Annotated in this window: 24 protein-coding genes and 1 riboswitch; of the genes, 7 read left to right on the forward strand and 17 right to left on the reverse strand. The window is 59.6% G+C overall.

Translation table 11 applies throughout. The annotated features are described in order from the left end of the window. Positions 1–95: 95 nt before the first annotated feature. Complete coding sequence (locus TM5383_RS08135) at positions 96–1244, reverse strand: phosphoserine transaminase (protein ID WP_058318546.1); 1149 nt, start codon at positions 1242–1244, stop codon at positions 96–98. A gap of 240 nt (positions 1245–1484) precedes the next feature. Here TM5383_RS08135 and serB point away from each other — a divergent pair, with 240 nt between their 5' ends. Together serB and TM5383_RS08145 are read left to right on the forward strand one after the other, a co-directional pair. After that, a complete protein-coding gene (gene serB / locus TM5383_RS08140; protein WP_058318547.1) occupies positions 1485–2360 on the forward strand; it encodes a phosphoserine phosphatase SerB in 876 nt (291 codons plus the stop codon). 17 nt (positions 2361–2377) lie between these two features. Then, positions 2378–3139: a TSUP family transporter gene (locus TM5383_RS08145; protein WP_058318548.1), complete on the forward strand. Its 762-nt coding sequence runs from the start codon at positions 2378–2380 to the stop codon at positions 3137–3139. Positions 3140–3159: 20 nt separating this feature from the next. Here the strand turns inward: TM5383_RS08145 and TM5383_RS08150 are convergent, their stop codons facing one another. From TM5383_RS08150 to TM5383_RS08165, 4 genes are all read right to left on the reverse strand, one after another. Beyond that, positions 3160–4380 carry an MFS transporter gene (locus TM5383_RS08150; protein WP_058318549.1) on the reverse strand — a complete coding sequence of 407 codons (1221 nt, stop codon included), beginning with the start codon at positions 4378–4380 and terminating at the stop codon, positions 3160–3162. Positions 4381–4469: 89 nt separating this feature from the next. Then, complete coding sequence (locus TM5383_RS08155) at positions 4470–4904, reverse strand: 6,7-dimethyl-8-ribityllumazine synthase (protein ID WP_058318550.1); 435 nt, start codon at positions 4902–4904, stop codon at positions 4470–4472. 88 nt (positions 4905–4992) lie between these two features. Continuing rightward, a riboswitch (FMN riboswitch) is annotated at positions 4993–5143 on the reverse strand. 34 nt (positions 5144–5177) lie between these two features. Continuing rightward, the gene (locus TM5383_RS08160; RefSeq protein ID WP_370695969.1) at positions 5178–6458 is read right to left on the reverse strand and encodes a lytic murein transglycosylase; all 1281 of its coding nucleotides are present in this window, start codon (positions 6456–6458) and stop codon (positions 5178–5180) included. A gap of 139 nt (positions 6459–6597) precedes the next feature. Further along, entirely contained in the window at positions 6598–7587 is a 990-nt protein-coding gene (locus TM5383_RS08165; protein WP_058318551.1) for an NADPH:quinone reductase, read from the reverse strand. Positions 7588–7682: 95 nt separating this feature from the next. Between TM5383_RS08165 and TM5383_RS08170 the strand changes: the two genes are divergently transcribed. Further along, entirely contained in the window at positions 7683–8543 is an 861-nt protein-coding gene (locus TM5383_RS08170) for a LysR family transcriptional regulator (RefSeq protein WP_058318552.1), read from the forward strand. A 4-nt stretch (positions 8544–8547) separates the two neighbouring features. On the opposite strand, the gene rnr is transcribed toward TM5383_RS08170, so the two are convergent. From rnr to dapE, 4 genes are all read right to left on the reverse strand, one after another. Next, positions 8548–10836, reverse strand: coding sequence for a ribonuclease R (gene rnr, locus TM5383_RS08175; protein WP_058318553.1), 2289 nt, complete (start codon positions 10834–10836; stop codon positions 8548–8550). A gap of 193 nt (positions 10837–11029) precedes the next feature. Beyond that, entirely contained in the window at positions 11030–11623 is a 594-nt protein-coding gene (locus TM5383_RS08180; protein WP_058318554.1) for a TIGR04282 family arsenosugar biosynthesis glycosyltransferase, read from the reverse strand. After that, positions 11620–12048 carry a GNAT family N-acetyltransferase gene (locus tag TM5383_RS08185; protein WP_058318555.1) on the reverse strand — a complete coding sequence of 143 codons (429 nt, stop codon included), beginning with the start codon at positions 12046–12048 and terminating at the stop codon, positions 11620–11622. Before TM5383_RS08185 ends, TM5383_RS08180 begins: the two co-directional genes overlap by 4 nt. Beyond that, a complete protein-coding gene (gene dapE, locus TM5383_RS08190; protein ID WP_058318556.1) occupies positions 12045–13205 on the reverse strand; it encodes a succinyl-diaminopimelate desuccinylase in 1161 nt (386 codons plus the stop codon). The genes TM5383_RS08185 and dapE overlap by 4 nt, the downstream gene beginning before the upstream one ends. A 300-nt stretch (positions 13206–13505) precedes the next feature. On the opposite strand from dapE, the gene TM5383_RS08200 reads away from it, so the two are divergent. Both TM5383_RS08200 and TM5383_RS08205 read left to right on the forward strand, forming a co-directional pair. Next, positions 13506–15110: a Hint domain-containing protein gene (locus tag TM5383_RS08200; RefSeq protein WP_058318558.1), complete on the forward strand. Its 1605-nt coding sequence runs from the start codon at positions 13506–13508 to the stop codon at positions 15108–15110. A gap of 3 nt (positions 15111–15113) precedes the next feature. Further along, the gene (locus TM5383_RS08205) at positions 15114–16217 is read left to right on the forward strand and encodes a Hint domain-containing protein (RefSeq protein WP_058318559.1); all 1104 of its coding nucleotides are present in this window, start codon (positions 15114–15116) and stop codon (positions 16215–16217) included. A gap of 21 nt (positions 16218–16238) precedes the next feature. Here TM5383_RS08205 and TM5383_RS08210 read toward each other — a convergent pair whose 3' ends face one another. Continuing rightward, the gene (locus TM5383_RS08210) at positions 16239–16616 is read right to left on the reverse strand and encodes a DUF8846 family protein (protein ID WP_058318560.1); all 378 of its coding nucleotides are present in this window, start codon (positions 16614–16616) and stop codon (positions 16239–16241) included. A gap of 71 nt (positions 16617–16687) precedes the next feature. Next, positions 16688–17515, reverse strand: coding sequence for a YHYH protein (locus TM5383_RS08215; RefSeq protein ID WP_058318561.1), 828 nt, complete (start codon positions 17513–17515; stop codon positions 16688–16690). Positions 17516–17794: 279 nt separating this feature from the next. Between TM5383_RS08215 and TM5383_RS08220 the strand changes: the two genes are divergently transcribed. Then, a complete protein-coding gene (locus TM5383_RS08220) occupies positions 17795–19363 on the forward strand; it encodes a choice-of-anchor L domain-containing protein (RefSeq protein ID WP_058318562.1) in 1569 nt (522 codons plus the stop codon). A 75-nt stretch (positions 19364–19438) separates the two neighbouring features. Here the strand turns inward: TM5383_RS08220 and dapD are convergent, their stop codons facing one another. From dapD to TM5383_RS08240, 4 genes are all read right to left on the reverse strand, one after another. Next, a complete protein-coding gene (gene dapD / locus TM5383_RS08225) occupies positions 19439–20266 on the reverse strand; it encodes a 2,3,4,5-tetrahydropyridine-2,6-dicarboxylate N-succinyltransferase (RefSeq protein ID WP_058318563.1) in 828 nt (275 codons plus the stop codon). 90 nt (positions 20267–20356) lie between these two features. Then, complete coding sequence (gene bioB, locus TM5383_RS08230) at positions 20357–21346, reverse strand: biotin synthase BioB (protein WP_058318564.1); 990 nt, start codon at positions 21344–21346, stop codon at positions 20357–20359. Beyond that, positions 21339–21917, reverse strand: coding sequence for a biotin transporter BioY (locus TM5383_RS08235; protein ID WP_058318565.1), 579 nt, complete (start codon positions 21915–21917; stop codon positions 21339–21341). The genes bioB and TM5383_RS08235 overlap by 8 nt, the downstream gene beginning before the upstream one ends. Before the next feature lie 118 nt (positions 21918–22035). After that, positions 22036–22653, reverse strand: coding sequence for a GntR family transcriptional regulator (locus TM5383_RS08240; protein ID WP_058318566.1), 618 nt, complete (start codon positions 22651–22653; stop codon positions 22036–22038). 160 nt (positions 22654–22813) lie between these two features. Between TM5383_RS08240 and TM5383_RS08245 the strand changes: the two genes are divergently transcribed. Further along, positions 22814–23659 carry an LOG family protein gene (locus tag TM5383_RS08245; RefSeq protein WP_058318567.1) on the forward strand — a complete coding sequence of 282 codons (846 nt, stop codon included), beginning with the start codon at positions 22814–22816 and terminating at the stop codon, positions 23657–23659. Positions 23660–23677: 18 nt separating this feature from the next. On the opposite strand, the gene TM5383_RS08250 is transcribed toward TM5383_RS08245, so the two are convergent. Next, positions 23678–23893, reverse strand: coding sequence for a hypothetical protein (locus TM5383_RS08250; protein WP_076400254.1), 216 nt, complete (start codon positions 23891–23893; stop codon positions 23678–23680). A gap of 222 nt (positions 23894–24115) precedes the next feature. Then, complete coding sequence (gene rlmN, locus TM5383_RS08255; protein WP_058318569.1) at positions 24116–25309, reverse strand: dual-specificity RNA methyltransferase RlmN; 1194 nt, start codon at positions 25307–25309, stop codon at positions 24116–24118. Between the last annotated feature and the right edge of the window lie 107 nt (positions 25310–25416).

A 25416-nucleotide genomic window follows, 5' to 3' on the forward strand; every position in this document is an offset into this window, starting at 1 on the left:
GTGATGCTGAGAGCAGCGACCGACCGAGGGTGGGAGCGAAGCGCCCGCCCGTGGGGGCGGTCGGGCGCTGCCCGGCGGTGCCGCCGGGCGTGCTTTTAACCTTGCGCGGCGATCTCGGCCTCGAAGGCCCATTCCAGCCACGGCAGCATGGCCGCCACATCGGCGGTTTCCACCGTGCCACCACACCAGATCCGCAGACCGGCAGGCGCATCACGATAGGCCCCGATGTCCAACGCGATGTTTTCAGCCTCCAGCCGTTTGGCAACAGCCTTGGCGAATACCGCGCCGTCTTGAATACGGTCATCCGTGAACTTCAGGCAGACAGAGGTGTTGGACCGGGTCGCCGCATCCTCGGCCAGATTGGCCAGCCACGGTTTCGCGTCGCAGAAATCAAACACCGCCTGCGCGTTGGCATCGGCGCGGGCGATCAGCCCTTGCAGACCACCAACCGAACGGGCCCAGTCCAGCGCCAGCAGGTAATCTTCAACCGCCAGCATCGACGGCGTGTTGATAGTGGCCCCGGTGAAGATACCGTCGATCAGCTTGCCACCTTTGGTCAGGCGGAAGATTTTCGGCAGCGGCCACGGTGGCGTGTAGCTTTCCAGACGTTCAACCGCGCGCGGGCTGAGGATCAGCATGCCATGCGCCGCCTCACCGCCCAGCACTTTCTGCCAGCTGAAGGTGGTCACATCCAGTTTGTCCCACGGCAGATCCATCGCAAAGGCGGCGGAGGTCGCGTCGCAGATGGTCAGGCCGTCGCGGTCGTCGGCAATCCAATCGGCATTGGGCACGCGCACACCGGCGGTGGTGCCGTTCCAGGTGAACACAACATCGTTGTTCTTGGTGTCCACGGTGGCCAGATCAACGATTTGGCCATAGTCGGCGGTTTTCACTTCGGCGTCGATCTTCAGCTGTTTGACCACGTCGGTGACCCAGCCCGCGCCGAAGGATTCCCACGCCAGCATTTCAACCTTGCGTGCGCCCAGCATCGACCACAGGGCCATTTCAACCGCACCGGTGTCGGATGCGGGAACGATGCCGATCTTGTAATCGGCGGGGATGCCCAGAACCTCGCGGGTGCCTTCGATCGCGGCCTTCAGCTTGTCCTTGCCAATCGCGGCACGGTGGCTGCGGCCCAGAGCGGCATCCGCCAGTTTGGTCACATCAAATGTAGGGGGTTTGGCACAGGGGCCCGAAGAAAAACGCGGATTGGCCGGCCGCGTGGCCGGAGCGTGAGTAGCCATTACTGCTATCCTTCCAGATAAATGCCTCTCGTTGGGGAGAGGTGTCCCACAGACTAGGATAGAGGGCGGTTTTCCTAAGTGCAACCGTCAAAATATCCCAAAAGCGTCACTTTGATGTTTCTGCGCGACGCAAATGTTGCGGATCGGAAACTTTGGCTGCATTGGGAAAACTGCATTACGAGAGGCTGGAAATCGCGCCACACATCCGCTAAGCGGCCTTAACAGACAGGAGTTTTGACCATGTTCATCGCCACCCTTTTGACCAATCCCGCACAGGTAAAACTGGACCCCGCACTGGTGGAAAACCTGCGCAATGCTTGGGGCGGTGGTGATGCGGTGTGGCTGTCGGCGGATGAAGCTGCAGAGTTCACATTGGAAACACTGCCGGGGAATCAGTGGGACGTCTGGGCGGATCTGCAAACCCTTGGTGTTGATCTGATCGTGCAGCCGCTGGAGGGACGCCGCAAGAAGATGCTGCTGGCCGATATGGACAGTACGATGATTCAGCAGGAATGCATTGATGAACTGGCGGCAGAGGCAGGCATTGGTGAACGTGTCGCAGATATCACCGCCCGCGCCATGAATGGCGAATTGGATTTTGAAGGTGCGCTCTTGGAACGTGTGGGTCTGCTGAAAGGCTTGCCAGAGGCGATCATCGAAAGGGTGCTGGCAGAACGCATCACCTATATGCCGGGTGGCAAGGCACTGCTGGCGACGATGAAGGCCAACGGGGGCTATGCGGCGCTGGTGTCGGGGGGCTTCACCGCCTTCACCGCCAAGGTCGCGGCAGAGCTGGGGTTTGACGAAAACCACGCCAACACTCTGATCGTCGAAGATGGCGCGCTGAACGGTGACGTGGGCCGCCCGATCCTTGGTAAACAGGCGAAGGTGGATCAGCTGGAACGCATCACCGCCAAGCTGGGTATTGGTGAGGATGAGGTGGTTGCCGTGGGCGATGGGGCCAATGATCTGGGCATGCTATCCCGCGCAGGCAGTGGTGTGGCGCTGCATGCCAAACCGTCTGTGGCGGCACAATGTCAGATCCGTATTAACCACGGTGATCTGACCGCGCTCTTGTTCATTCAGGGTTATGCCCGTAGTGATTTCGCGACCTGACCATCTGAAAGCTCTTCATGATTGATCTAAGTATTGAGTTGCTGGCCCTGCTGCTGGCAGCGGCCTTTGCGGCTGGGTTCATTGACGCCATTGCCGGGGGTGGCGGGTTGATCACTGTGCCGGTGCTGATGCTGTCTGGTGTGCCGCCCGTTCAGGCACTGGCGACCAACAAGGTGCAGGGCATGTTCGGCGCGGGCACCGCGGCCTTTGCCTATGCGCGCAACGGTCAGGTGGACCTGCGGGCACAGGCGCCAGTGGCGTTGATTGCGTTCGGCGCAGCGGTCTGCGGGGCGCTGTTGGTGTCGGTCCTGCCGACCGATTGGATTCGTATGATCCTTCCGGTGCTCTTGATCGGCATCGCGTTGTTTTTCGCGCTACGGCCGGGGTTGAGCGACATGGACCGCCCAAGTCGTCTATCGCCGTTGATGTTCCATGCCACCGCTGTGCCGCTGGTGGCGGGCTACGATGGCCTGCTGGGACCGGGGGCGGGCAGTTTCTACATGCTGGCCTTTGTGATGCTGGGCGGTTTTGGCATCCTGAAGGCGACGGCGCATACCAAATTGTTGAACTTCGCCTCTAACGCGGGCGGGCTGGCGGCCTTTGCCGTGGTGGCGCAACCGCTTTGGGCGCTGGGCCTTGCGATGGGAGGAATGCAGATCATCGGCGCGCGTCTGGGCGCCGGCATGGCGATGAAACAGGGCGCACGGGTGATCAAGCCTCTGTTGGTCCTCACCTCCCTCAGCCTTGCGCTTAAATTGCTGTGGGATTTTAGTATTTAAGGATCATTGAAAAGGGCTGTTCACTCCTCCAGTCGTAGGCGTAGCAGGGCGTAGATCAGCAGTGCGGCGCAGCAGGTGGCGGCCAGCAGGAAGGGTGCGCGCAGGGCCATTTCGCGCCCCAGATCAGGTTCCAGTAGGCGCACGGTTGCACCGCCCGCCAAGGCACCCAAGGGCATCGAGCCCCAGCCGAAGAAGCGATAGATGCTGTTCACCCGCCCCAACAGCTGTGGCGGAATGCGGCGTTGGCGCCAGCTGACGGTGATGACGTTCCAAAGCATTGCGGCGGCCAGCACAATAAACAGCGCCGTGGCCATGGTGGCGGGGTGATTGCTAAGGCCAACAGTTGCGTATCCAATGGCCCAAGCGGCAATCGCGAGATAGAGGCAAGGGTGCAGGCCCAACCGCCGGATCGCCAGCGGGGCCAGCAGGCTGCCGGTGACAGCGCCCAAGGCCTCTACCGACAATACGGTGCCATATCCGGCGGGGCTAAGGCCCAGCACATCCTGGGCGAACAGTATCTGCACGGTGATCACGGCGGTGGCGAGGAAATTAGAAATGCCCAACACAATCGCCAACCGCAGCAGCATCCGGTCACTGCGCATAAACGCAACACCTTCTTTCAGCGCGTGCCAGAACGGTTGGATCACCGGCGCATCAGGGGTGTAGCGGATCAGCCAGACACAGCCCGCCGCCAGTACCAGCGCGGCCAGATCGACGCCGAAAGGCAGGGCGATCCCGGCCGCGATCAGCAGGCCCGCAAGGGGTGGGCCTATGAATTGACCTGCTAGTTGCTCGGCACTCCACATCTGGCCATTGGCCTGCTCCAGATCCTCCTGACGCACAAGCGCAGGCAGGATGGTTTGCGCCGCGTTGTCGCGCAGCACCTCTGCCGCGCCGAGGAGGAAGGCGAGGCCTGTGAGTAGCCAGATCGCGCCAGCGGAGGGCGCGCTGAGCGCCAGGATCAGGATCGCGCCGACAATGGCCGCGCGCAGCATATCCGCCTGTGCGATTAACCGCCGTTGATCGCTGCGGTCCACTATCACCCCCGCAGGCACCGACATCAGCAACCAAGGCAGTCGTCCAGCGGCGGCGACAGCGGCAATCGCCACCGGATCGCGGGTCATCAGTGATGCCAGCCACGGCAGCGCCAGCGCCACCATGCCGTCACCAAGGTTGGTCAACGCACCTGCTGTGAACAACAGACGGTAATTGCGATTGCGGAGGAGAAGTGCGCGAGTCATGCCCGCGAGGGTGTCGAAACCGCCTAAGGGTTTCAAGGCTGCGATCCGGCACCACTGTTGGTGTGTGGCGCCGGAAGCACGGAAGGCGCTTAGCCCGCCAGTTTGGCGCGGGTTTCGCCGATCATCAGGGCGGCGCGTGCAGCTTCGCGTCCCTTTTCGACGAAATGGTCGCGGTAGATGGCGATGTGATGGGCGCTTTCCTGGAAATGGTGCGGGGTGAGTGAGACGGATAGAACCGGCACACCGGTGTCCATGCCTGCACGCATCAGCCCATCGACCACGGCCTGCGCCACAAAGTCATGGCGGTAGATGCCGCCATCCACCACCAGCGCGGCAGCCGCAACAGCGGCGTAGCGGCCAGTGGCGGCCAGATCGCGCGCCAGCAGCGGCATTTCAAAGGCACCGGGGACGTCATAGACGTCAACCTGTTCGGCGGGAATCAATTCGCAGAAACCGGCCAGCGCCTGATCGACGATATCGGCGTGCCAGTTGGCCTTGATGAAGGCGTAGCGGGTGGATGTCATGTCATAGTCCTTTCCTGTTTCGACACATCCCCCCAAGGCGTTTGTCACGAACAGAAAAGGCACCGCGCCTGTGGGCGGGGTTCCTGACTGTCGCTCTCTTCCATCCGGACTATGACCGTCGGCTCTGGAGTTGCACCAAATCTGCTGACCCACCTCCAGTGACGAAGGTGGCGCTCGCGGGCTTCGGCGCGTGCGCCGTTACCGCCGGTGGGGAATTTCACCCCGCCCTGAGAACGCGCGCACCGTGTCAGAGAGCGTTTGAAAAGGAAAGTGTTATCTGCGCAAGCTTTGCAACAAACGCAGCGATGCAAATCCGTCCGGCACCGCCCCGCGAGAGGACTGATAAGCGCGGATGGCGCGTTGAGTCATCGGGCCAACGCGACCGTCGACACCGCCGGTTGAAAACCCTTTGCGGGTTAGCAGGGTTTGCATCTCTTTGCGTTCGGCAAATTTCAACGCGCGGTCATCGCGGGGCCAGTCGGCGGCAATCGGGCCACTGCCTTTCAGCCGGTCAGACAGATGGCCCACCCCGATCACGTAGGAGGTGGAGAGGTTGTAGCGCGAAATCACTTTGAAATTCTTGAAGATCATAAAGGCCGCGCCCTGATGCCCCGCAGGCAGCAGGATGGAGGCGGATCCATAATCGCGCACTTTGCCGCCCTGCATGTCGCGCACGCCAAGGCGGGCCCATTCGCTGGGGGATTTGCTGATCTTGCGACTGGCCAGCGCATAGTTGAACCCGCGCGGCAGCTGCACCTCAACCCCCCAAGGTTGTCCGCTGACCCAGCCGTGCTTTTTCAGGTACGCGGCAGTCGACGCCAACGCGTCAGCCGGATTTTCCGACCAGATATCGCGCCGTCCGTCGCCAGTGAAATCCACTGCAAAGGCCTGATAAGAGGTTGGTATAAACTGGGTATGGCCCATCGCACCGGCCCAGCTGCCTTTCAGTTTGGCAGGGGTCGTATCACCGGTTTGCAGGATCTTCAGCGCCGCGATCAGCTGTTTTTCAAAGAACCGTCCGCGCCGCCCGTCATAGGCCAGCGTCGCCAGCGCGCGGATGATGTTGTGATCACCGCGATATTCGCCATAGGCACTTTCTAGGCCCCAGACGGCTGTCACCACCTCTTTGTCGACGCCATATCGGCGTTCGATTTGATCCAGCACGCGGCGATGTTCGCGCAGCGCGGCACGGCCGTTTTTCACCCGTTTGTCTGACGCCGCACTGTCGAGGTAGTCCCAGATCGACTTCGTAAACTCGCTCTGATTGCGGTCGCGTTTGATCACATCGGGGTCAAAGGTGACACCGCGAAACGCGCGGTTGAAGGTACGGTCGGAAATCCCCGCCGCCCGTGCGCGCGGCTGGAAACCACGGATCCAGCGCTGGAACGCTGCCTCTTTGGCAGAGCTGGTCACAGGGATTGGCGCCGCAACGACAGTTGGCCGCGCCGCGGGGCGCAGGGATACATCGACAGGCATGGCTGTCAGGGATGCGGGGGCCACGATGATCGCGGCTGTGATTAGGGATCTGCGGAGTTTCGCGCCAAACTGCATCATCACCTCTGCCTCTGATTGTGTTCTTTTCAAACGAACTTGGGCAAGAGGGTAGCGCGCGACAAGGCCCGCGCAAGCGAAATGCGCGGGCACAGGGGGGAATGGCAGGAATGCGCCTGAGCGTGTGCTGGCGCTGTTGGGATCAGATTTTCAGGATGACCGATCCTGCGCGTTGGCCGCTGGCGATGATGTCGTGGGCTTCGGCACAGTCTTCCAACGACAGCGTGTGAGAGATGCGAATATCCAATGCGCCTTGCTCCAACAGCGCGGTCAGCTGCGCCTCTGCCTTGCGGCGGGCGTCGTCCGACAGGATGTAAACCAGCGCCATTTCCAGCGTCACACCTTTGAACATCAGCGGGTAGAACGGCAGCACCGGCGCGCGGTCCTTGGCTGATCCATAGGCGACAATGCGGCCACGTTCGGCGATCACAGCGGTGTTCACCTCAGCATTTGGACCAAATTCGACCTCGACAATCTGGTCGACGGGCTTGCCGTCGTTGGCGGCCAGAATACCAGCGGCCAGATCTGGATCATTGTAGCCCAGCACGGCATCGGCACCAGCCTGTCGTGCCGCATCCTGTTGTGCTGCACTGCCTGCCGTGGCGATCACCCGCGCACCGGATGCTTTGGCGATTTGCACTGCCAAACGACCGACGGTGCCACCACCGCCGCTGACCAGCAGGGTTTTTCCGGCCACGTCACCGCCGCCCAGCACGCAATAGGTCGCGGTCATTGCTGGGATACCCAGAACAGCCCCTTCTGCAAAGGTGGTGTTGTTGGGCAGGGCCACCGCTTGTTCGGACGGTAGCGCGATGAACTCAGCCGCAGTGCCAAAGGCGCGTTGCCATTGGCCGTTCCAGATCCACACCCGCTGACCGATCCGGGCGGGATCCACACCTTCGCCGACGGCCTTGATCACGCCCGCGCCGTCGCTGTGTGGAATGATCTGCGGGTAGGCGGGTTTGGTCACGCCTGGGCGCATGCCAGAACGTCCAGAAATGTCGGACGGGTTCACGCCAGATGTTTTCAGCCGCACCAGCACTTCGCCTGGGGCCGGTTCCGGAGTTGGTAGGTCGACCAGTTTCAAGACATCGTTTGCTGGGCCAAATTCTGAATATGTAATCGCGCGCATTGTGTTTCTCCGATTTGCTTGAGTCTTCATTACGTCGGGTTAGAAGATAAACAAAATGAATTGATCATATCTCGCAAATATGAAAATCAAATTATATGCAAGATATTGATATTGACCTCCTCCGTTGTTTTGTCACCGTCGCCGAAGTGAACGGCTTCACCGAGGCAGGCGCGCGCCTAGGGCGATCGCAATCCGCGGTGTCTGTGCGCATTCGCAAGCTCGAGGAGTTGCTGGAACAGCCTTTGCTGAACCGCAACAGCCGTTACGTGCAGCTGACAGAGGCGGGGCGTCGTCTGTTGCCCAAAGCACGGGATATGTTGCAGGCAAGTGAACGCCTGTTGGCAGAAATGCGTGGCCCTGATGTGTCAGGTGCGTTGCGGATCGGTGTTGTGGAGTATTTCGCGCCGCATCGCATGCCGGACCTACTGCAAACGATGGAGAGGCATTTGCCAGGGGCGGATTTGTCATTTCGGGTTGGGCTTAGTTCCTCTTTGCGTGACGCATTGGCGGCAGGGCAGATTGATTTGGCGTTGGCCCTACACGAGCCAGGGGAGGGTGGATCCCTTTATCTGGGGACGGATCCGATGGTGTGGATTGAACCTGCGGATGGTCCCGCACTGCACCCCGGTGATACTGTGCCACTATGTATGATGCGGGCGCCCTGTGCCTATCGCACTGCCGCCGCCGAAGCGATGGGGCGGGACCAGTCGTTAATCAGCGATGTGTTGATTGCTGATAGTGTCGGCTACGTCCGTAGTGCAGTTGCAGCTGGGCTTGGTGTGACGGTGTTGGGGGCATCCAGTCTTGGACCAGATGTGCGGATCAACCGCGAGATGATGCGCGCCTATCCGTTGCCACAGATCACATTGGGTCTGCACGGCACAGATCCCCGCCGCGATCAGGTCGCCAATGTCCTGAAGGAAGTGCTGGCGCAGCAGGTGCCGCGCCAGATGTGACGTTTTAGCTGCGGCGGGTGCGGCTAACCTTGCGCTGGACCTTCGCGGTCTTCTTCTTGGCGCGGGTCAGCTTGCGTTTGCCGGGGTGACCTTTGCCGCCACCTTTGCCGCGTCCCTTGCGGTAGCCGCCACGCCCACCGCGCGGCACCTCATCGCCTTCGACCGAAATCAGCTCCAACGCGATCGAGCCTGAAACGGGCGCAGCCTCTGTCAGCTTCACCGTGACCTTCTGGCCCAGTGCGAGGGTGAAGCCGCTATCGGCCCCCATCAGCGTGCCGCTATCACGGTCGAAGTGGAAGAACTCGTTCCCAAGCGATCGCACAGGCACCAGCCCGTCCGCGCCGGTATCATCCAGCCGCACAAAGGCGCCATACTTCGCCACACCGCTGATGCGACCGGCAAATTCATTGCCCACCCGTTCCGACAGGAAGGCCGCCAGATAGCGATCTGTGGTGTCGCGTTCCGCCATCATCGAGCGGCGTTCGGTGTCGCTGATGTGGTTGGCGGTGCCTTCCAGATCCTCGGCATCCTGCGGGGTCAGGCCGTCATCGCCCCATTGGTGCGAGGACACCAGCGCGCGGTGTACGATCAGGTCCGAATAGCGCCGGATGGGGGAGGTGAAATGCGCGTAGCTGCGCAGTGCCAGACCGAAGTGGCCGAAGTTTGCCGGGCTGTAATAGGCCTGCGTCATAGACCGCAGGGTGGCCATATTGATCAGCTCGGCAAAATCGCCATCCTTCGCCGCTGCCAGCAGACGGTTCAGATGCGCGGTCTGCAACACCTGCCCCTTGGCCAGCGTCAGGCCAGAGGTCTGCGCGGTTTCCCGCAGTGCATCCAATTTTTCGGGACTTGGTTCCTCATGCACACGGAAGAGGAGCGGCGATTTCTTCGCACTCAACGTCTCGGCAGCCGCGACATTGGCGAGGATCATGAACTCTTCGATCAGCTTGTGCGCATCCAGACGGTCGCGGAAGTTGACGCTGATCACCTCACCGGCGTCAGACAGTTCCACCTTGCGCTCTGGCAGGTCCAGATCCAGCGGCTGACGGCGCGCGCGTGCTTTGACCAATAGATCGTAAGCTTCGTAGAGGGGATCAATCACTTCTGCCATCAGCGGCGCGCATTTTTCGTTTACGTCGCCATCACGGGCGCGCTGCACCTCTTGGTAATTCAGCGACGCGGCAGATCGCATCAGGCCGCGCACAAACCGGTGGCCGATCTTGTCACCTGTGGCGTCAATCTGCATCCGTACGGCGATACAGGCGCGCGGCACGCCTTCGTGCAGGGAACACAGATCGCCGGACAGGCGGTCGGGCAGCATCGGCACCACGCGGTCGGGGAAATAGCTGGAATTGCCTCGCTTGCGCGCCTCACGGTCAAGTGCAGACCCGGGCGTGACGTAGTGGGCGACATCCGCAATGGCGACCCAGATGACATAGCCGCCTTTGTTTTTCGGATCATCATCAGCATGCGCCCAGCAGGCATCGTCGTGGTCGCGGGCATCTGCGGGGTCGATGGTGACCAGTGGCATGTCGCGCATGTCTTCGCGGCCGGTCAGGACGGCGGGTTTCTTGCCGTCTGCCTCAGCAATCACGGCATCAGGGAACTGATCGGGGATGCCGTGTTGATGGATGGCGATCAGTGACACGGCCTTGGGCGCGCTGGGATCACCCAGACGCGACACGATACGTGCGCGCGGCAGGCCCATGCGACCCTTGGGTCCGGATTGTTCGGCCTCGACCAGCTCGCCTTCTTTGGCGCCGTTCGTGGCACCAGCGGGGACCAGCCATTCCTTTTGGTCGCCCTTGTCGATGGGCAGGATGCGGCCACCCTCGGCGGATTTGCGGAACACGCCCAGCACCCGCTGCGGGTTGGTGCCGATGCGGCGGATCAGCTTGGCCTCATATTGATGGTTCTCACCCTTCACCTCAGCCAGACGGCCCAGAATGCGATCCCCAGGGCCAAGTGCTGGGTCCGAGGCGCGCAGGCTCATCAGAATGCGTGGCTCCGCACCCTCACCTTGCCATTCCATCGGACGGGCGTAGAGGTCACCGTCACTGTCGGCCTCGGTGATCTGGATCACAGAAACGGGCGGCAGTTTGTCAGGATCGCGGAAGGTTTTCTTGCGCTTTTGCAAGTGGCCCTCGGCCTCCAGCTCTTTGAGGATACGCTTTAGGTCGATACGCGCAGCCCCTTTGATGCCAAAGGCCTTGGCGATGTCACGTTTCGAGGTGAGGGTCGGGTTGTCCGAGATCCATTCGATGATCTCGGCCTTGGTTGGCAGCTTGCTCATAAGGCGCAGGTAGCACGGGACGGCGGGGGCGTCACGCGATTATGCGTTTTAGTGGAGTTGGTTTGGCGAGGCGGAATGCCAGCGAAGGATGTCCCGCCCAACAGGAACTGTTGGGCTGCGTCACGCCAAAGGCGTGCCTCCGGCCCGAACCGCCCCCTCGGAACGGCGCTAGGCTTAAGCGTTCTATCGAGTGCTATTTACCCATCGCCTGCAAGTCCGCCAGCGTGTCCACATCGTCCAGCTCATCAATCAGGGCGATGCGTTTGCCGGGCAGGCTGGCCATGGTGTCCGCCAGCGCGTGTTCAGTGGACCAGCGCACATTCTGAAACAGGGTGCGCGGCGGGCGGGTGGCCTGTTTCATCCCGACCAGCCAGTAGCCGCCATCAGGTGCAGGACCAAAACAAGCGTCATGATTGCCAAGCGCGGCAAAGGCGCGGGCGATATGGGCGCGGGTGACGCCGGGAATATCCGCGCCGATGATGCAAACAGGCCCAACCGGCGCGGTCAGGAACACGCGGCCCATCCGGTCGCCCAGATCGCCGCGTCCCTGTGGAATGCGCGGCAGGTGGGCGGGCCAGACGCGGCTATTCATGCCCTCCACATCCGGCGCAACGGCCAGCACCGTGTCCCAACGCGGATCTTCGATCCGGCGCAGCAGCGACTGCACTTGATGGCGGAACCACCATGCGGCCGTGGTCATGCCCAGATCGCGGCCCAGACGGGTTTTCACCCGACCGGGGTGGGGTTCCTTGACCATGATCACCAGATGTGGGCGGCGTGTTGTCATTTGGGGAGCTCCATCTTCATATCGCGGTGGTCGATGCCAGCGTCGTCATAGACCGGACCAAAGGCGCTGAAGCCCAGTTTTTCGTAGAACCCGATGGCGCTGACCTGCGCGCCCAGTTTGACGGTGCGGATGTCGGGTGTCGCTGCCGCGATGTCGATGCAGGCGCGGATGATCGCCGCGCCCAGACCCGTGCCGCGTGCGGATTGAATCACGCAAACGCGGCCCACCTTGGCAACATCGCCATTAAACAGGATGCGTGCAGCGCCTTTCGGCGTGCCGTCTACGCTGGCAAGGATATGCGTCGCGGTTGCATCAAGTGCATCCTGCTCCTCGGCCAAAGGCACGCCTTGTTCCAGCACAAACACCTCATGGCGCAGGGCGAAGCAGGTGGTCAGATCCTCGGTGGGCGCGATTTGCCAGTTCATGCAAAGTAGTCCGCTAGGATGCGGCTGTAGATCGCCTTCAGCTGGTGGATCTGCTCCACTTCGATACGCTCATCCACCTGATGCATGGTTTTGCCGACCAGACCAAATTCGACCACCGGACAATGCGCCTGAATGAAACGTGCGTCCGAGGTGCCGCCGGTGGTGGATAGTTCCGGCACAACGCCGGTTTCAGCCTCCACCGACTTTGCAACCAGATCAGACAGCGGACCGGGCGGGGTGATGAAGCTTTCGCCGGAGATTTTCACCACCATATCCACTTCAACACCGGTGTCGGCGGTGATTTTGTTTGCTTGCTCTTGCAGCCACTCCGTCAAATCTGCACCCGTGTGGGCGTCGTTGAAACGAATGTTCACCGCTGCAGTGCATTTGGCGGGGATCACGTTGGTTGCGGGGTTGCCGGTGTCCATTGTCACCACCGCTAACGTCGAGGGATCGAAGTGATCGGTGCCCTGATCCAATTCATGACTGGCGAGTTGATCCATCAACCGCGCCATCGCGGGCAGCGGGTTGTTGGCGCGATGAGGATAGGCCGCATGGCCCTGTTTGCCGGTGAATGTGAACCATGCGGTCATCGAGCCGCGACGGCCGATTTTCATCATCTCGCCCATATGGTTGGGGCAGGTGGGTTCACCTACCAAACAGGCCGACATTGCTTCGCCGTTCTGGTCCATCCAGTCCAGCAGCGCGGTGGTGCCGAAATCCGCATCACCTTCTTCGTCGCCGGTGATCGCTAGAATGACCGATCCATCGGGCGCCTTGTCGCGCACAAAATCCACCGCTGCGGCGGCAAAGGCGGCAACGCCGGTTTTCATATCAGTCGCACCGCGCCCCCAGAGTATGCCATCCTCTACTTCACCGCAGAACGGTGGTTTGGTCCATGCGGCTTCATCCCCTACGGGGACCACGTCGGTGTGACCATTGAACCCAAAGCTGCGCGCGTGGCCTTTATCGCCCCAGCGGGCGTAAAGGTTTGGAATGCCTTCGCGATCTACCCGTGTGCAGCTAAAGCCCGCGTCGCTCAATAGTTCCTCCAACAGGACCAGCGCTCCGCCTTCCAAGGGCGTGATCGAAGGGCACTGAATCAGTTTGGCCGACAGATCAACCGGACAAATGGGAGAGGGATGAGATTGCGACATGACGGGGCTCCTTGCATTGGGCCAAGGGCTAGCGCGTCTTGGGCCAAAGGGCAACAAAACCATGCTTTGCGGGCAGGCGATGCAGAAGCGTCACAAACGCCATGCGACTTTTTTCAAGGTAAACAGAATCTTAACGCCAGTCTCAAAAGTATGTATAGTCAAAGAAAATGACCCGAGGCAGGGCGCAAGAATCACAGAGGCCAAAAGGCCCAGATGAGCAGAGATTTCAAAGGATGATCCAGACGTGATGTCTGGGCTGCTCTGGCTGCGTGCTGCCCGCTGAAAGGGGTGGGTGAGCATATGGCGATTGCGCAGGAACTGCCGATTAACAACAACGCCAGCGCTGTTCAGATGGCGCAGGAAATTTTTGGTGATGGCGTCACAGTGGTGAATGCCAGTTATTCTGGCGATCGGCGCTCTTCGGGAACGTATTCGGACGGTGACAACGTGTCAGATGGCGTCACGCCGGGTGACACTGGGGTAATTCTGTCGACTGGGCGCACCAGCAATTTCACCCGCAGCAGTGGTTCGTTTAACACCAACACTTCGGGTAGCACCTCTTCAAACACGCGTGGTGTTGATAACAACGCAGATTTCAATGCGGCGGCTGGTACGCGCACTTACGATGCGGCGTTTCTGGATGTGGCCTTTATCCCGACCGGCGACACGATGACGATCCAGTTTGTGTTCGCGTCCGAGGAATATCCTGAATACGTCAGCAGTCTCTATCAGGATTTTATCGGCGTTTGGGTGAATGGCGAACAGGTTGATCTGGCGATTGGGGATGGGGACATCGACCCGCTCAACATCAACGCGGGCAACAACGAGTCGCTCTTCATTTCGAACCTGAACGATCAGTATAATACTGAAATGGACGGTTTTACCGCCACGATGACGCTGAAAATGGACGTTAACGTCGGTGATGTGAACACCCTGCGGATCGGCATCGCAGATGTGACCGATTCGAGCTATGACTCGACCCTGCTGATTGCCGGCGACAGCGTGCAGACCGCGTTTATAGCGACCAACGACAGTGTCGATGTGGCGCCGGGGTTTTCCAAAACAGTTGATGTGCTGGCCAACGATGGTGACGGCACCAGCACATTGACCCTGACCCACATCAACGGTCAGGCTGTATCGGCGGGATCGGTGATTACGCTGGCGACAGGTCAGCAATTGCAGGTGAATGCTGATGGCACCCTCACGGTGCTGGCAGACGGTGATCTGGAAAGCGTAACCTTTTCCTACACCGCCGAAACTAGTGGCGGCGTCAGCGATACGGCCTTTGTGACGATCAATCAGGTGCCTTGCTTTGTCGAAGGCACGCGCGTGAAAACCCCAGAGGGTGAAATCGCGGTAGAGCATTTGCAGGTCGGCAATCTGGTTTTGACCAAGGATGATGGCGCACAGCCAGTGCGCTGGATCGGGTCCCGTACTGTTGCCGCAGAAGGGGATTTTGCCCCGATTCATATTCGGCGTGGCACCTTTGGAGAGCATAGCGACCTGTGGGTCTCGCCGTTGCATCGGGTGATGTTGAACGATCCACGCAGCGAGCTGCTGTTTGGCGAAGCCGAAGTGCTGGTTGCCGCCAAAGAGTTGGTGGATGGTGTCAACGTGCGCCAGATCGCGGGGGGGGATGTGACCTATGTGCATCTGATGTTCGATCGTCATCAGATCCTATGGTCAGAAGGTTTGGAAACCGAAAGCTTCCTGCCAGGGCCGCAAATGGCCAGTGCTTTGGAACAGGACATCATGAACGAAATCTGCACCTTGTTCCCTGAAATTGACCCCACCACTGGTGAGGGGTACGGGCCGACAGCTCGCAAGGCGCTGCGCCGATTTGAGGCGAGCTTGTTGCATCCTGACGCAGAGGGTCCCGCGACAACACAGGAGCAGGTTGCCTGAGCCATGGGTTGGATCGCGCTATCAGATCAAACACGGCAGGTATTTGACCTCGCAGGGATCGGCGCATCGGCAGCGGATGACCTGCGCCCTGTGCGCCATGATCTTTCGCCCAATAGCCTGTTGGTGCGCGGTTCCCTGATGTTTGAAATGCGCCTGCCCGGCGACGGACGTCCACGCCGTTTGCTGGGGTATCACCGCGACCATCCGTGGATCAGCTCGCTCTCTGTGCAGGAATTACCGACGGGTGGCATCGCGTTGGTCATCACGCAGGGGCGCGATGTTTTTCATACTGTTCTGGAGCATGATGCGGTCACACAGGCCGAAGAGTTGCGCGTTACCTACAGTTGGGATGCGCCTGCCCGCTGGGGGCGTTTGGCAATCGAACGTATCCGGTCAGGGCGTGTGTTCTTGAAAGAGCTGCATGACCCCAAGCCGCTGTTGTTGAATGATCTACAGGTCATGACGCTGGATCCGTTGCAGCGCCAGATGGATCGAAGCGTGTTGTTCTTTGCTGTTTCGGATGCCGTGGAGCCGATCGGGCCTATGCCCAGCCTGACAGCACAGGTGCCTGTGTTGACCGATCGGGGATATCGCGCCGCAGCGCGCATTCGGCGTGGTGACCTGCTGCGTACGGGCAGCGGTGAACTGGTGCCTGTGCTGCACGTTATTTCTCGCGAAGTGCCCAGCCTTGGAAGTTTTGCGCCGGTTCTGTTGCGGGCCCCCTATTTTGGGCTGCAACGCGATCTGGTGGTCGGTGCGGAACAATATCTGCGCACAGCTGGGTCGGCTGTGGAATATCTTTTTGGTCGATCCCACGTGCGTATTCCCGCGACTCATCTGGTCAATGGGGTGTCTGCCATTCGGCCACGTGTTGGGGATACGCTGCGGTATTATCAATTCGTGACCCCGGGAAATGAGCCCTGTATTGCCGCAGGTGCGCTGTTGGAAACCCTGTTTTTGGGCCGCAAACGGCGCGATGCAGCGTTAATGCGCGCATCGCTGCTGTCCGAGGTGGAGCGCGCGCGCTTGCCAGAGCATCTGGCGCCAAGCTGTCCCTTGCTGGATCAGTTCGAAGCGATCACGCTGGCAGAGTTGCGCGCGGCCTGAAGACGCGCACAACCGGCGTATTTACTGGACCGTTTCGCCGTCAAGATCACTCAGATCTTCGCCATCAAAAAACGGCGTCATTTGCGCCACAATGACAGAGTTCTCCTCGAGGGCGCGGGCCATGAGTGCGCGTTCTTCATCATTGATGTCGTGGCCCTGTTCCAGACGTTCGTCCAGCGTGCCATAGCCGGTCACATCCAACGGCGCCAGATCGGCCTGTTTCAGGATCGCCACGGTTTCACGCACAGCTTCTGCTTCGTCTACGCCGCTGGCATAGATCATCAGGGCGCCGCCTGTGGCCCCTTCGGGCAGGCCATCGCCATCCTTGCGGCCAACCTGCACCAGCAGCGTATAGACCTGCTGGCGCGACGGTTTCTTTTGTTTCTTTTTCTCGGTCATGGGCCATGCCAATACGCTGATAGGATCAGTGGATCAAGCGCGAAGCCGCGGCCTTTAGTCAGTGTATCCAGTTACCGGCGCCGTTGCAGGTCACGGCTAACAGTCCCTTTGAAACAGCGCGGGAAGAAGGGATATGTATCGGTGGCAAAGTAGACATACCGCCCTTCGACCGTTGCGCCGTTGCATTCGTCTAGCGTGCCACTGTCTGCGCGATAGGCATAGTCTTGTTCGTAGGTTCCATCATAGCGTCCACCTGGGCTGTTCGCGCCTGCGGGGCGGGTGCCGGATTTCAGTTGCCAACTGCTGCGCGCCTGATCCCCAATATAGTGGATTTCAAATCCGTCTGCCGCATAGCCAATCAGGCTGGCGCTATCACCACCGATCAGGTCTGCTGTCCAGATGTCCGCTGGGGCGTGGTAATGATAAAGCCCGCGGTGATCGACGTGGGCATTGGCGTGATCCATGCCCAATTGGCTGGCGGCGCCCATACCTTCAACCCGCCAACCGCTGGAACGGTCACGCGAAAATCCGCGGCGCCCGTTTGGATCATAGTATTCGGCAGTGCCGGGGCGCAGTAGGATGCCCGACAGCGTGATGCCGGAAGCGCTGGTGCTGCGAGTCACCTGGCCGGTTTTTTCGGGCGTAGCGTCGACACAAACAGTCAGGTCCTGAGGGCGGAAGCTATGCGGGTTCCCGCGCGTCGGAAATTGTCCGACGCTATGTGCGGGTGTGGCCTGTGAGCGAATGCAACGCTGATCGCCCTTGATCGACATTTGGACGTGGCTGGCACTGTGGTAATGAGCGTGTTCATGACTATGCGAGGTGTCGCTGCCTGCCTTGGAGGATTGAACACAGCCGCCAATGATGATGGCAACGCCAAGTAGGGCAATTCGGTACATGTGGGGTCCTCTTAATGCTAGATTTCCCACTGATACGCAGCTCCATTTGGTTTCCGTCGCTTTTATGGGATTCGTTTCTGCATTGGCGGCGCACCACCTTTTGCAGGGGTGCGTTCCTCATAACCCAAACTTTGGGATTTGTGCGCTACGAACAAACCCCCATATCGTGCCAGCAAAAAAGGGGGGTGGGCTCTACGTTTGATGTGCAGAGTTTGCGGCGGATCAATGATAAATTTTAATGATAAATATTTAGCATGAATTAAGCGTACGAGTTCTGAAATGGTTGCTGCAAGCAAGTTGAGCGTCAATGTAAATGCCTCTGCAAATCAGATGGCCGATGCTATTTTCGGGTCTGGTGTAACCGTTCAGGACGCCACCTATCATGGGGATGCCCGTTCATCGGGGATCTATTCCGGTGCCGATGAGACAATGCCGGGCGTGGCGCCCTCAGACAGTGGCGTTATCCTGTCCACTGGCAAGGCGCACAAGATCACCAATGCGTGGGGGGCTGCAAACAAATCCACGCAGACCACGACCGATACAAACGGTGTCGACAACCATGCAGGGCTAAACTCTATCGCTGGCGTTGAAACCTTTGACGCCGCCATCTTTGAGGCAGAGTTTATCCCACAGGGAAATACCCTGTCGATGCAGCTAACCTTTTCATCCGAAGAGTATCTGGAATGGGTCGATTCCGGTTTCAACGATGCTGTTGGCATCTGGGTCAACGGCGAGCAGGCAGAATTGACCCTTGGTGACAGTGAAATCTCGATCGATGAGATCAACCCAGATAGCAATCCCGACTGGTACATCGACAACGCGAACGGTGACTACAATACCGAAATGGACGGGATGACCATCACCCTGACCCTGCGGGCGCCGGTCAAACCTGGTGAGTTGAACACGCTTGAGATTGGGATCGCTGACGCAGGCGATACCGCATATGACAGCAACCTGATGATCAAGGCCGACAGTATTCAAAGTTCGATTACGGTATTGGACGATGAAATTGACCTGCAGGTCGGTTCCGAAGGTACGCTGGATGTCCTTGCAAATGACAGCACCTATGATGGTGGCCAGCTGACACTGACCCATATCAACAATCAGCCGTTGGTGGCGGGAAATGTCATTACGCTGGCCTCTGGCACACAGATCAGTCTGAACCCCGACGGCACGCTGCAAATCACAGCCGCTGATGTCGATGATGAAAGCACCTTTACATATACCGTTGTCGATGGCTCTGGCGCAGAAGCTGCGGGGTATGTCACCGTATCGTCTGTTCCATGTTTTGTTGCCGGCACCCGCGTTGATACTGCACGTGGACCATTGCCGGTGGAGCAGCTGGTCGCTGGTGATCTGGTTCTGACCCGCGATCACGGATACCAGCCTGTGCGCTGGGCGGGCAGTTGTCATACTGCGGTGACCCCCGAGAACGCCCCTATCGAGGTTGCGCCAAATGCCTTGGGTGAACATGGTCGGCTGCTGATTTCGCCACAGCACCGTTTGCTAATCCGCGAAGAACGTGTGTCGATGTTGTTTGAGGCGAACGAAGTTTTGGTTGCAGCGAAACATCTGGTGGATGGCAAGACGGTCTGTCGCTGCCTGCAAAACCCCGAAGTGACCTACGTGCATCTTTTGTTTGATCGCCACGAAGTGTTGCACACCAACGGAATCTGGAGCGAGAGCTACCTGCCCGGACCCGAAGCTGCCGCAGGTTTCGATCGCGGCGCGCAGGCTGAGATTTTGGCGCTGTTTCCGCAATTGGATCTGGCAACTGGACGCGGTTATGGCCCGGCGGCGCGGATGTCTTTGCGGGGTTATGAAGCTCAGGCGCTACGCGCCGGCTGAACTGTTCGGAAATTCAGGACCACAAAAAAACGGCGTCCCGAGAGGCGCCGTTTTCATTTCCGTAACCGGATCGGATCAATCGCGCAGCAGCTCGTTGATGCCGGTTTTCGAACGGGTTTTTTCGTCCACACGTTTCACGATCACCGCGCAGTAGAGGTTGATGCCGTTTTTCGACGGCATGGAGCCCGACACAACAACCGAATAGGGCGGCACTTCGCCATACATCACTTCGCCGGTTTCGCGGTCAACGATCTTGGTCGACTGGCCGATGTAAACGCCCATGCCCAGAACCGAGCCTTCGCGCACGATGCAGCCTTCGACCACTTCGGAGCGGGCACCGATGAAGCAGTTGTCTTCGATGATGGTCGGGCCAGCTTGCATCGGCTCCAGAACGCCGCCAATGCCTACGCCACCCGACAGGTGCACGTTTTTACCGATCTGCGCGCAGGAACCAACGGTGGCCCAGGTGTCTACCATGGTGCCTTCATCCACATAGGCGCCGAGGTTCACAAACGACGGCATCAGCACTACGCCGGGTGCGACGAAGGCGGATTTACGAACGATGGCGTTGGGCACGGAACGGAAACCAGCGGCTTTGTATTCCGCTTCGCCCCAACCGGCGAACTTGCTGTCCACTTTGTCCCACCAGCTGGACCCCTGCGGGCCGCCGGATTGCAGTTCCATGTCCTTGATGCGGAAACCCAGCAGAACGGCCTTTTTGGCCCACTGGTTCACATGCCAGTCACCGCTTTCCAGCTTCTCAGCCACGCGCAGCTTGCCCGAATCCAGCGCTTGCAGCGTGTCCTCGATAGCGTCGCGGGTTTCGCCGGTGGTGGCGGGGGTGATGGTGTCGCGGGCGTCCCAGGCGGCTTCGATTGCCTGTTCCAGTTGAGCGTTCGACATGGGCTGTCCTCTGTATCCTGTGGGTCTTTTGGGCTGCGTTTCGCCCTTGCTATAGGTGAGCAAGGGCCTTTGCGCAATCTTGGGCGTCACTTACGTGGCGCTTAGCGACCCAAGGGCGGCAAACATATCGCGGTCATCACCGGTGCCCGCGTTTGGCGCGGTCAGCAGCACATCGCCGTAAAAGACAGAGTTTGCCCCCGCAAGGAAACACAGCGCCTGCTCCGCCGCCGAGAAGTCAGAGCGCCCCGCCGACAGACGCACGCGGGTTTTCGGCATCAGGATCCGCGCGGTGGCGACCATGCGCAGCAGATCAAACGCCTGCACCTTTTCGCGGTGTTCCAGCGGCGTGCCTTTGGTGGCGATCAATGCGTTGATCGGCACGCTTTCGGGGTGGGGATCAAAGCCTGCCAGCACCTGCAGCATCGATGCACGATCACGCCAGCTTTCGCCCATGCCGATGATGCCACCGCAGCACAGATCCAGACCCGCATCGCGGCAGTGCGCCAGCGTTTCCAGACGGTCCTGATAGGTGCGGGTGCCGATAATTTCGCCATAAAATTCAGGGCTGGTGTCGAGGTTGTGGTTGTACGCTTTCAACCCCGCCTCGGCCAAAGCCTGCGCCTGATGGGGTTCCAGCATGCCAAGGGTGACACAGGCCTCCATCCCCAGATCATTCACGCCGCGCACCATTTCCAGCACGTTGTCAAATTCCTGCCCATCGCGCACGCGGCGCCACGCGGCCCCCATGCAGAACCGTTCGGCGCCTGCCTGCTGCGCGCGTTTGGCCAGCGACACAACATGTTTGGGGTTCATCAGTTTTTCTTTGTCCAGATCCACCTCTTTGTGGTGGGCGGATTGCGGGCAATAGGCGCAATCTTCGGGACAGCCGCCGGTTTTAATCGACAGAAGGCTGGCCTTCTGGATGTCCTCGGCGTCGTGGTGGCGGCGGTGAATTTCATTTGCACGGCCAACCAGGTCTAGCAAGGGGAAGCGCAAAAGCGCCTCCACCTCATCCACGGTCCAGTCAGAGCGGAACTCCGACGCGGTCAGGGATGCCTTCTGGGGATCTTGATCAAGCATCCGATGCAGTCCCGCGGATTTTCGCGATCAATGCGGCAGGCGCGCCCAACACCACAACAGCGGCAAGGGTGATTTTCACCAGATCGCCCGCGATAAACGGGGTGAAGCCCCACGCCAGCAGTTTGCCCTCAGGCGCAAATTGTGCCAGCCACGCCAGACCGAAGGCGTAGATTGCGGCCAGACCGGCGAACATCGCAGGCCACAGCGCCAGTTTCGGCAGTTTGTCCGCCGCGTAGCCGACAATGGCCGTCGCCACGAGGAAACCCACCAGATAGCCGCCCGAGGTGCCCATCATATAGGCCAGACCGATGCCTTTTTCCGGGGTGCCAGCGAAAACAGGTAGGCCAGCGGCCCCGGCCACCAGATAGCCCATCATCGTCGACGTGCCGAGGCGCAGGCCGTAGGTCGCGGCGATCATCATCAGGGCGGCAACCTGCAGGGTCATCGGTACGGGCCAGAACGGCACCTGTACCTTGGCGCTGACGGTCAACAGCGCAACGCCGGTGGCGACACGCAGGATCTGTGCGGGCAGGCTGAGGCTGCCTGCAGTGGTGTTTGCGGTAGTGGTCATCGCGGGGATTCCTTTTTATAGATAAAAATTACCATTTGCTGCGGTGCATCATTTACATAATAGATAATTTTTCAAGACGAATTTTTAATACGGTGATTTTGTCTATAAAATCGGGATTTTAGCGCAGGGTGATGCGATCCGTTTTGCGCAGATGGCGACGCAGTAACTCGCAGGCGGCGCTGACATCACGTCGCCGCAGCAGCGATAGAATCGCCGCATGGTCCTTATCCTCGCGCTGGATCCAGCCGCTTTTCCAGTTAGCCAGCAGGTGACGGGCGGATGCGATGTGCAGATCGTCAATGGTCGCCAGCAGACGTGGCATACGGCAGGGCGCGAGGATTGTGCGGTGAAAGGCGCGGTTTTTTGCTTCCCAACTGGGCAGATCTTCTGCCGCATCGCAGGCCTTGCGCGCCTCTTCAGCCTTATGCAGATCGGCGCTGGTCATCACCATACCCGCGTGTTGCAGCGCCAGAACCTCCAGCGATGCGCGCATATCGGTGATTTCACGCAGCTCTGCCGGATCCAGTTCGCTGACCCGCGTGCCCCGGCGCGGTTGGCTGATCGCCAGCCCGTGCGCTTCTAGTTTCAGCAGTGCTTCACGCACAGGCACATGGCTGGTGTCAAAGGCCCGCGCGATGTGATCCTGACGCAGTTTTTCCCCCGGCGGCAGGGTGCCCCGGATGATTTGTTCGGACAGGTCGGCGTAAATGCGGTCGGCGATGGTGGCGTTTGACATGAATTATCTATAATTTTTCAGCCCTAATCGGGCAAGTCTCGAAATGGCGTGTTGCTGCGTAATTTCCCCCTTTGCGCCGCCTCAAACCTGTGTGAGGCTCACTGGTCAGAAGGTAGGGCGCGCGCTAGGCTAACCCTATAGACAATAAGGATTTCCGAGCATGACAGACGACCGCCGCAACCCGCTGCGCGATGCGCATACCGACATTGAAACCAGCCATGAGGTGCCCGATACCCCGCAAACGCGGGCGCCGTCCTATAAGCTGGCGTTCAACGACAATGACTTCCTGTGCCGCGAAGATCTGCGCCCTGTGCGGTTGCAGCTGGAATTGCTGAAGCCGGAACTCTTGATGGATGAATATGGTGTCGAGGGCACGGTGGTGCTGTTTGGTGGCGCCCGTATCCCACGTCCTGAGGCAAAGGATCAGGCGCGCACCCAGACCTTGGCTGATCTGTCGAAGTATTATGATGAGGCACGAGAGTTCGCCCGTCTGATGACGCTCAAAGATCGCGAAACCGATCGTCATGACTATGTGGTCTGCACCGGCGGTGGCCCCGGCGTGATGGAGGCGGGGAACCTCGGCGCACGGGATGCGGGCGGTGAATCCATCGGTCTGAACATCGTGCTGCCGCATGAACAGGCGCCGAATGAATATGTGTCACCGGACCTGTGCTTTAACTTCCACTACTTCGCCATCCGCAAAATGCACTTCCTCATGCGTGCCAAGGCGATCACCGTGTTCCCCGGCGGTTTCGGCACACTGGACGAGCTGTTCGAAGCATTGACGCTGATTCAGACGGGCCGCATGGCGCGGGTGCCGTTCCTGTTGTTTGGCGAAAGCTTCTGGCGATCGATCATCAACTGGGAAGCCCTGTCCGAGGCAGGCACCATTTCGGCTGAGGATCTGGAACTGTTCCGGTTCGTCGAAACAGCCGCCGAGGCGGTCGAGGCGATTGAAACCTGGGAAGGCGCGGGCACCACGCGGGAGGCCATTCCGGGGCGGTAAGCCCCAGATGTATCTGGCTTAATGCATCAATTCACGCGGCAGCTTGCAGATCTCTTTCTGTGAGCTGACGCTTTCCACCACCGCGCCGCGCGCGGTTTGGCGGATTTTATAACCGTAGCCCATCAGGCGGTGTTTAAATTCACGCAGGGACAAGGATTTACGACGCTCTTCGCGCAGCAACTCGATAACGGCGAGGGACTGAAGGGGGTTCTTTTCAATAGCACTGGTAAACATAACAACGATCTCCAACATGGGTTCACATGTTGAGTAGAGCGTATGTTTGATCCCCTGCGCAGCCCGCCAAAACGGTAATGTTCGCGGCAAAGGGCGGCAGCTACCGCCAAAAGGCGGTAGCAAATGACGAATTCCCGGCTGGTTTCAAGCCGAGAGAATCAGGATACTAGACCCTATCAAGGCCGCCGGTTTCGGTCGCTGCCTTGCGGCCCTATTCCCAAATTACCCGTTTAGACCTGCCTCTGCCTCAATCTGCTTGCGCGATTTCCGGGCGCGTTCGGTGGCCGATTTCAGCTGACCACAGGCAGCCATGATGTCATCACCACGGGTTTTGCGAATTGGGCTGGCGTAACCTGCCTTGTAGATGATGTCGGCAAAGGCGCGGATGCGGTTGTTCGACGAACATTTGTAGGGCGATCCGGGCCATTCGTTGAACGGGATCAGGTTGATCTTGGCCGGGATGTTGTAATCCTTCAGGTATTGGATCAGGCGATGGGCATCCTCATCGCTGTCGTTCACACCATCCAGCATCACATATTCAAAGGTGATCCGTTCCGAATTCGACGCCTTGGGGTATTCGGCCAGCGCGGTCAGCAGTTCGTGGATGTTCCACTTCTTGTTGATCGGGACCAGAACGTCGCGGGTTTCATTTGTCGTCGCGTGGAAGCTGATCGCCAGCAGGCACCCAATTTCCTGCGCGGTTTTCGCAATCTCCGACACCACACCAGAAGTGGACAGAGTGATACGGCGACGGCTGAGGCTGATGCCTTCGCCATCCATGGCGATCTTCATCGCGTCACGCACGTTGTCGAAGTTGTAAAGCGGCTCACCCATGCCCATCAGAACGATGTTCGACAACAGACGCGGGCCAGCATCGCCGGTGCCAACACCGGGTTCGGGCCATTCGTCCAGATCGTCGCGCGCCATCATGATCTGACCGACAATTTCGCCAGCAGTCAGGTTGCGCACCAGTTTCTGCGTGCCGGTGTGGCAGAAGGAACAGGTCAGTGTGCAGCCCACCTGCGACGACACACACAGCGTGCCGCGGCCTTCTTCGGGGATATAGACTACCTCAACCTCATGGCCGCCGGCGATGCGCACCAGATATTTGCGGGTGCCATCGGTCGATACCAGCTTGCTGACCACCTCAGGCACTTCGATGACGAAATTTTCGGCCAGTTTGGCGCGGTAGGCTTTGGCCAGGTTGGTCATTTCGGCGAAATCGCGCACGCCCCACTGATAGACCCACTGCCAGATCTGGTTGACCCGCATTTTGGCCTGTTTTTCAGGCGTTCCAATTTCGATCAACGCTTCGCGCAGACCATCGCGGGTCAGGCCGACGATATTTTTCGGCCCCTCCGGCAGTTTGCGGGGGAAGGTTTTCACATCCTGAGTAATCGGTGCAGTGGCCGTCATATCGCGCTTCCTAAATGGGATGAACGCGTCTCATACAGGATTCGGGGCAAATTGCCAAAGCCTATGTGGGGCAGGCTTTGGCCTTGCATGGCAGCTATGCGCGTGCC

Source organism: Thalassovita mediterranea (assembly GCF_001458435.1).
Classification (GTDB): Bacteria; Pseudomonadota; Alphaproteobacteria; order Rhodobacterales; family Rhodobacteraceae; genus Thalassobius; species Thalassobius mediterraneus.

Excerpts from the sequence above, each read along its gene's own strand:
- TM5383_RS08135 (WP_058318546.1), bottom strand. The coding sequence starts at position 1,244 with ATGGCTACTCACGCTCCGGCCACGCGGCCGGCCAATCCGCGTTTTTCT.
- serB (WP_058318547.1), top strand. The coding sequence starts at position 1,485 with ATGTTCATCGCCACCCTTTTGACCAATCCCGCACAGGTAAAACTGGAC.
- TM5383_RS08145 (WP_058318548.1), top strand. The coding sequence starts at position 2,378 with ATGATTGATCTAAGTATTGAGTTGCTGGCCCTGCTGCTGGCAGCGGCC.
- TM5383_RS08150 (WP_058318549.1), bottom strand. The coding sequence starts at position 4,380 with ATGACTCGCGCACTTCTCCTCCGCAATCGCAATTACCGTCTGTTGTTC.
- TM5383_RS08155 (WP_058318550.1), bottom strand. The coding sequence starts at position 4,904 with ATGACATCCACCCGCTACGCCTTCATCAAGGCCAACTGGCACGCCGAT.
- TM5383_RS08160 (WP_370695969.1), bottom strand. The coding sequence starts at position 6,458 with ATGATGCAGTTTGGCGCGAAACTCCGCAGATCCCTAATCACAGCCGCG.
- TM5383_RS08165 (WP_058318551.1), bottom strand. The coding sequence starts at position 7,587 with ATGCGCGCGATTACATATTCAGAATTTGGCCCAGCAAACGATGTCTTG.
- TM5383_RS08170 (WP_058318552.1), top strand. The coding sequence starts at position 7,683 with ATGCAAGATATTGATATTGACCTCCTCCGTTGTTTTGTCACCGTCGCC.
- rnr (WP_058318553.1), bottom strand. The coding sequence starts at position 10,836 with ATGAGCAAGCTGCCAACCAAGGCCGAGATCATCGAATGGATCTCGGAC.
- TM5383_RS08180 (WP_058318554.1), bottom strand. The coding sequence starts at position 11,623 with ATGACAACACGCCGCCCACATCTGGTGATCATGGTCAAGGAACCCCAC.
- TM5383_RS08185 (WP_058318555.1), bottom strand. The coding sequence starts at position 12,048 with ATGAACTGGCAAATCGCGCCCACCGAGGATCTGACCACCTGCTTCGCC.
- dapE (WP_058318556.1), bottom strand. The coding sequence starts at position 13,205 with ATGTCGCAATCTCATCCCTCTCCCATTTGTCCGGTTGATCTGTCGGCC.
- TM5383_RS08200 (WP_058318558.1), top strand. The coding sequence starts at position 13,506 with ATGGCGATTGCGCAGGAACTGCCGATTAACAACAACGCCAGCGCTGTT.
- TM5383_RS08205 (WP_058318559.1), top strand. The coding sequence starts at position 15,114 with ATGGGTTGGATCGCGCTATCAGATCAAACACGGCAGGTATTTGACCTC.
- TM5383_RS08210 (WP_058318560.1), bottom strand. The coding sequence starts at position 16,616 with ATGACCGAGAAAAAGAAACAAAAGAAACCGTCGCGCCAGCAGGTCTAT.
- TM5383_RS08215 (WP_058318561.1), bottom strand. The coding sequence starts at position 17,515 with ATGTACCGAATTGCCCTACTTGGCGTTGCCATCATCATTGGCGGCTGT.
- TM5383_RS08220 (WP_058318562.1), top strand. The coding sequence starts at position 17,795 with ATGGTTGCTGCAAGCAAGTTGAGCGTCAATGTAAATGCCTCTGCAAAT.
- dapD (WP_058318563.1), bottom strand. The coding sequence starts at position 20,266 with ATGTCGAACGCTCAACTGGAACAGGCAATCGAAGCCGCCTGGGACGCC.
- bioB (WP_058318564.1), bottom strand. The coding sequence starts at position 21,346 with ATGCTTGATCAAGATCCCCAGAAGGCATCCCTGACCGCGTCGGAGTTC.
- TM5383_RS08235 (WP_058318565.1), bottom strand. The coding sequence starts at position 21,917 with ATGACCACTACCGCAAACACCACTGCAGGCAGCCTCAGCCTGCCCGCA.
- TM5383_RS08240 (WP_058318566.1), bottom strand. The coding sequence starts at position 22,653 with ATGTCAAACGCCACCATCGCCGACCGCATTTACGCCGACCTGTCCGAA.
- TM5383_RS08245 (WP_058318567.1), top strand. The coding sequence starts at position 22,814 with ATGACAGACGACCGCCGCAACCCGCTGCGCGATGCGCATACCGACATT.
- TM5383_RS08250 (WP_076400254.1), bottom strand. The coding sequence starts at position 23,893 with ATGTTTACCAGTGCTATTGAAAAGAACCCCCTTCAGTCCCTCGCCGTT.
- rlmN (WP_058318569.1), bottom strand. The coding sequence starts at position 25,309 with ATGACGGCCACTGCACCGATTACTCAGGATGTGAAAACCTTCCCCCGC.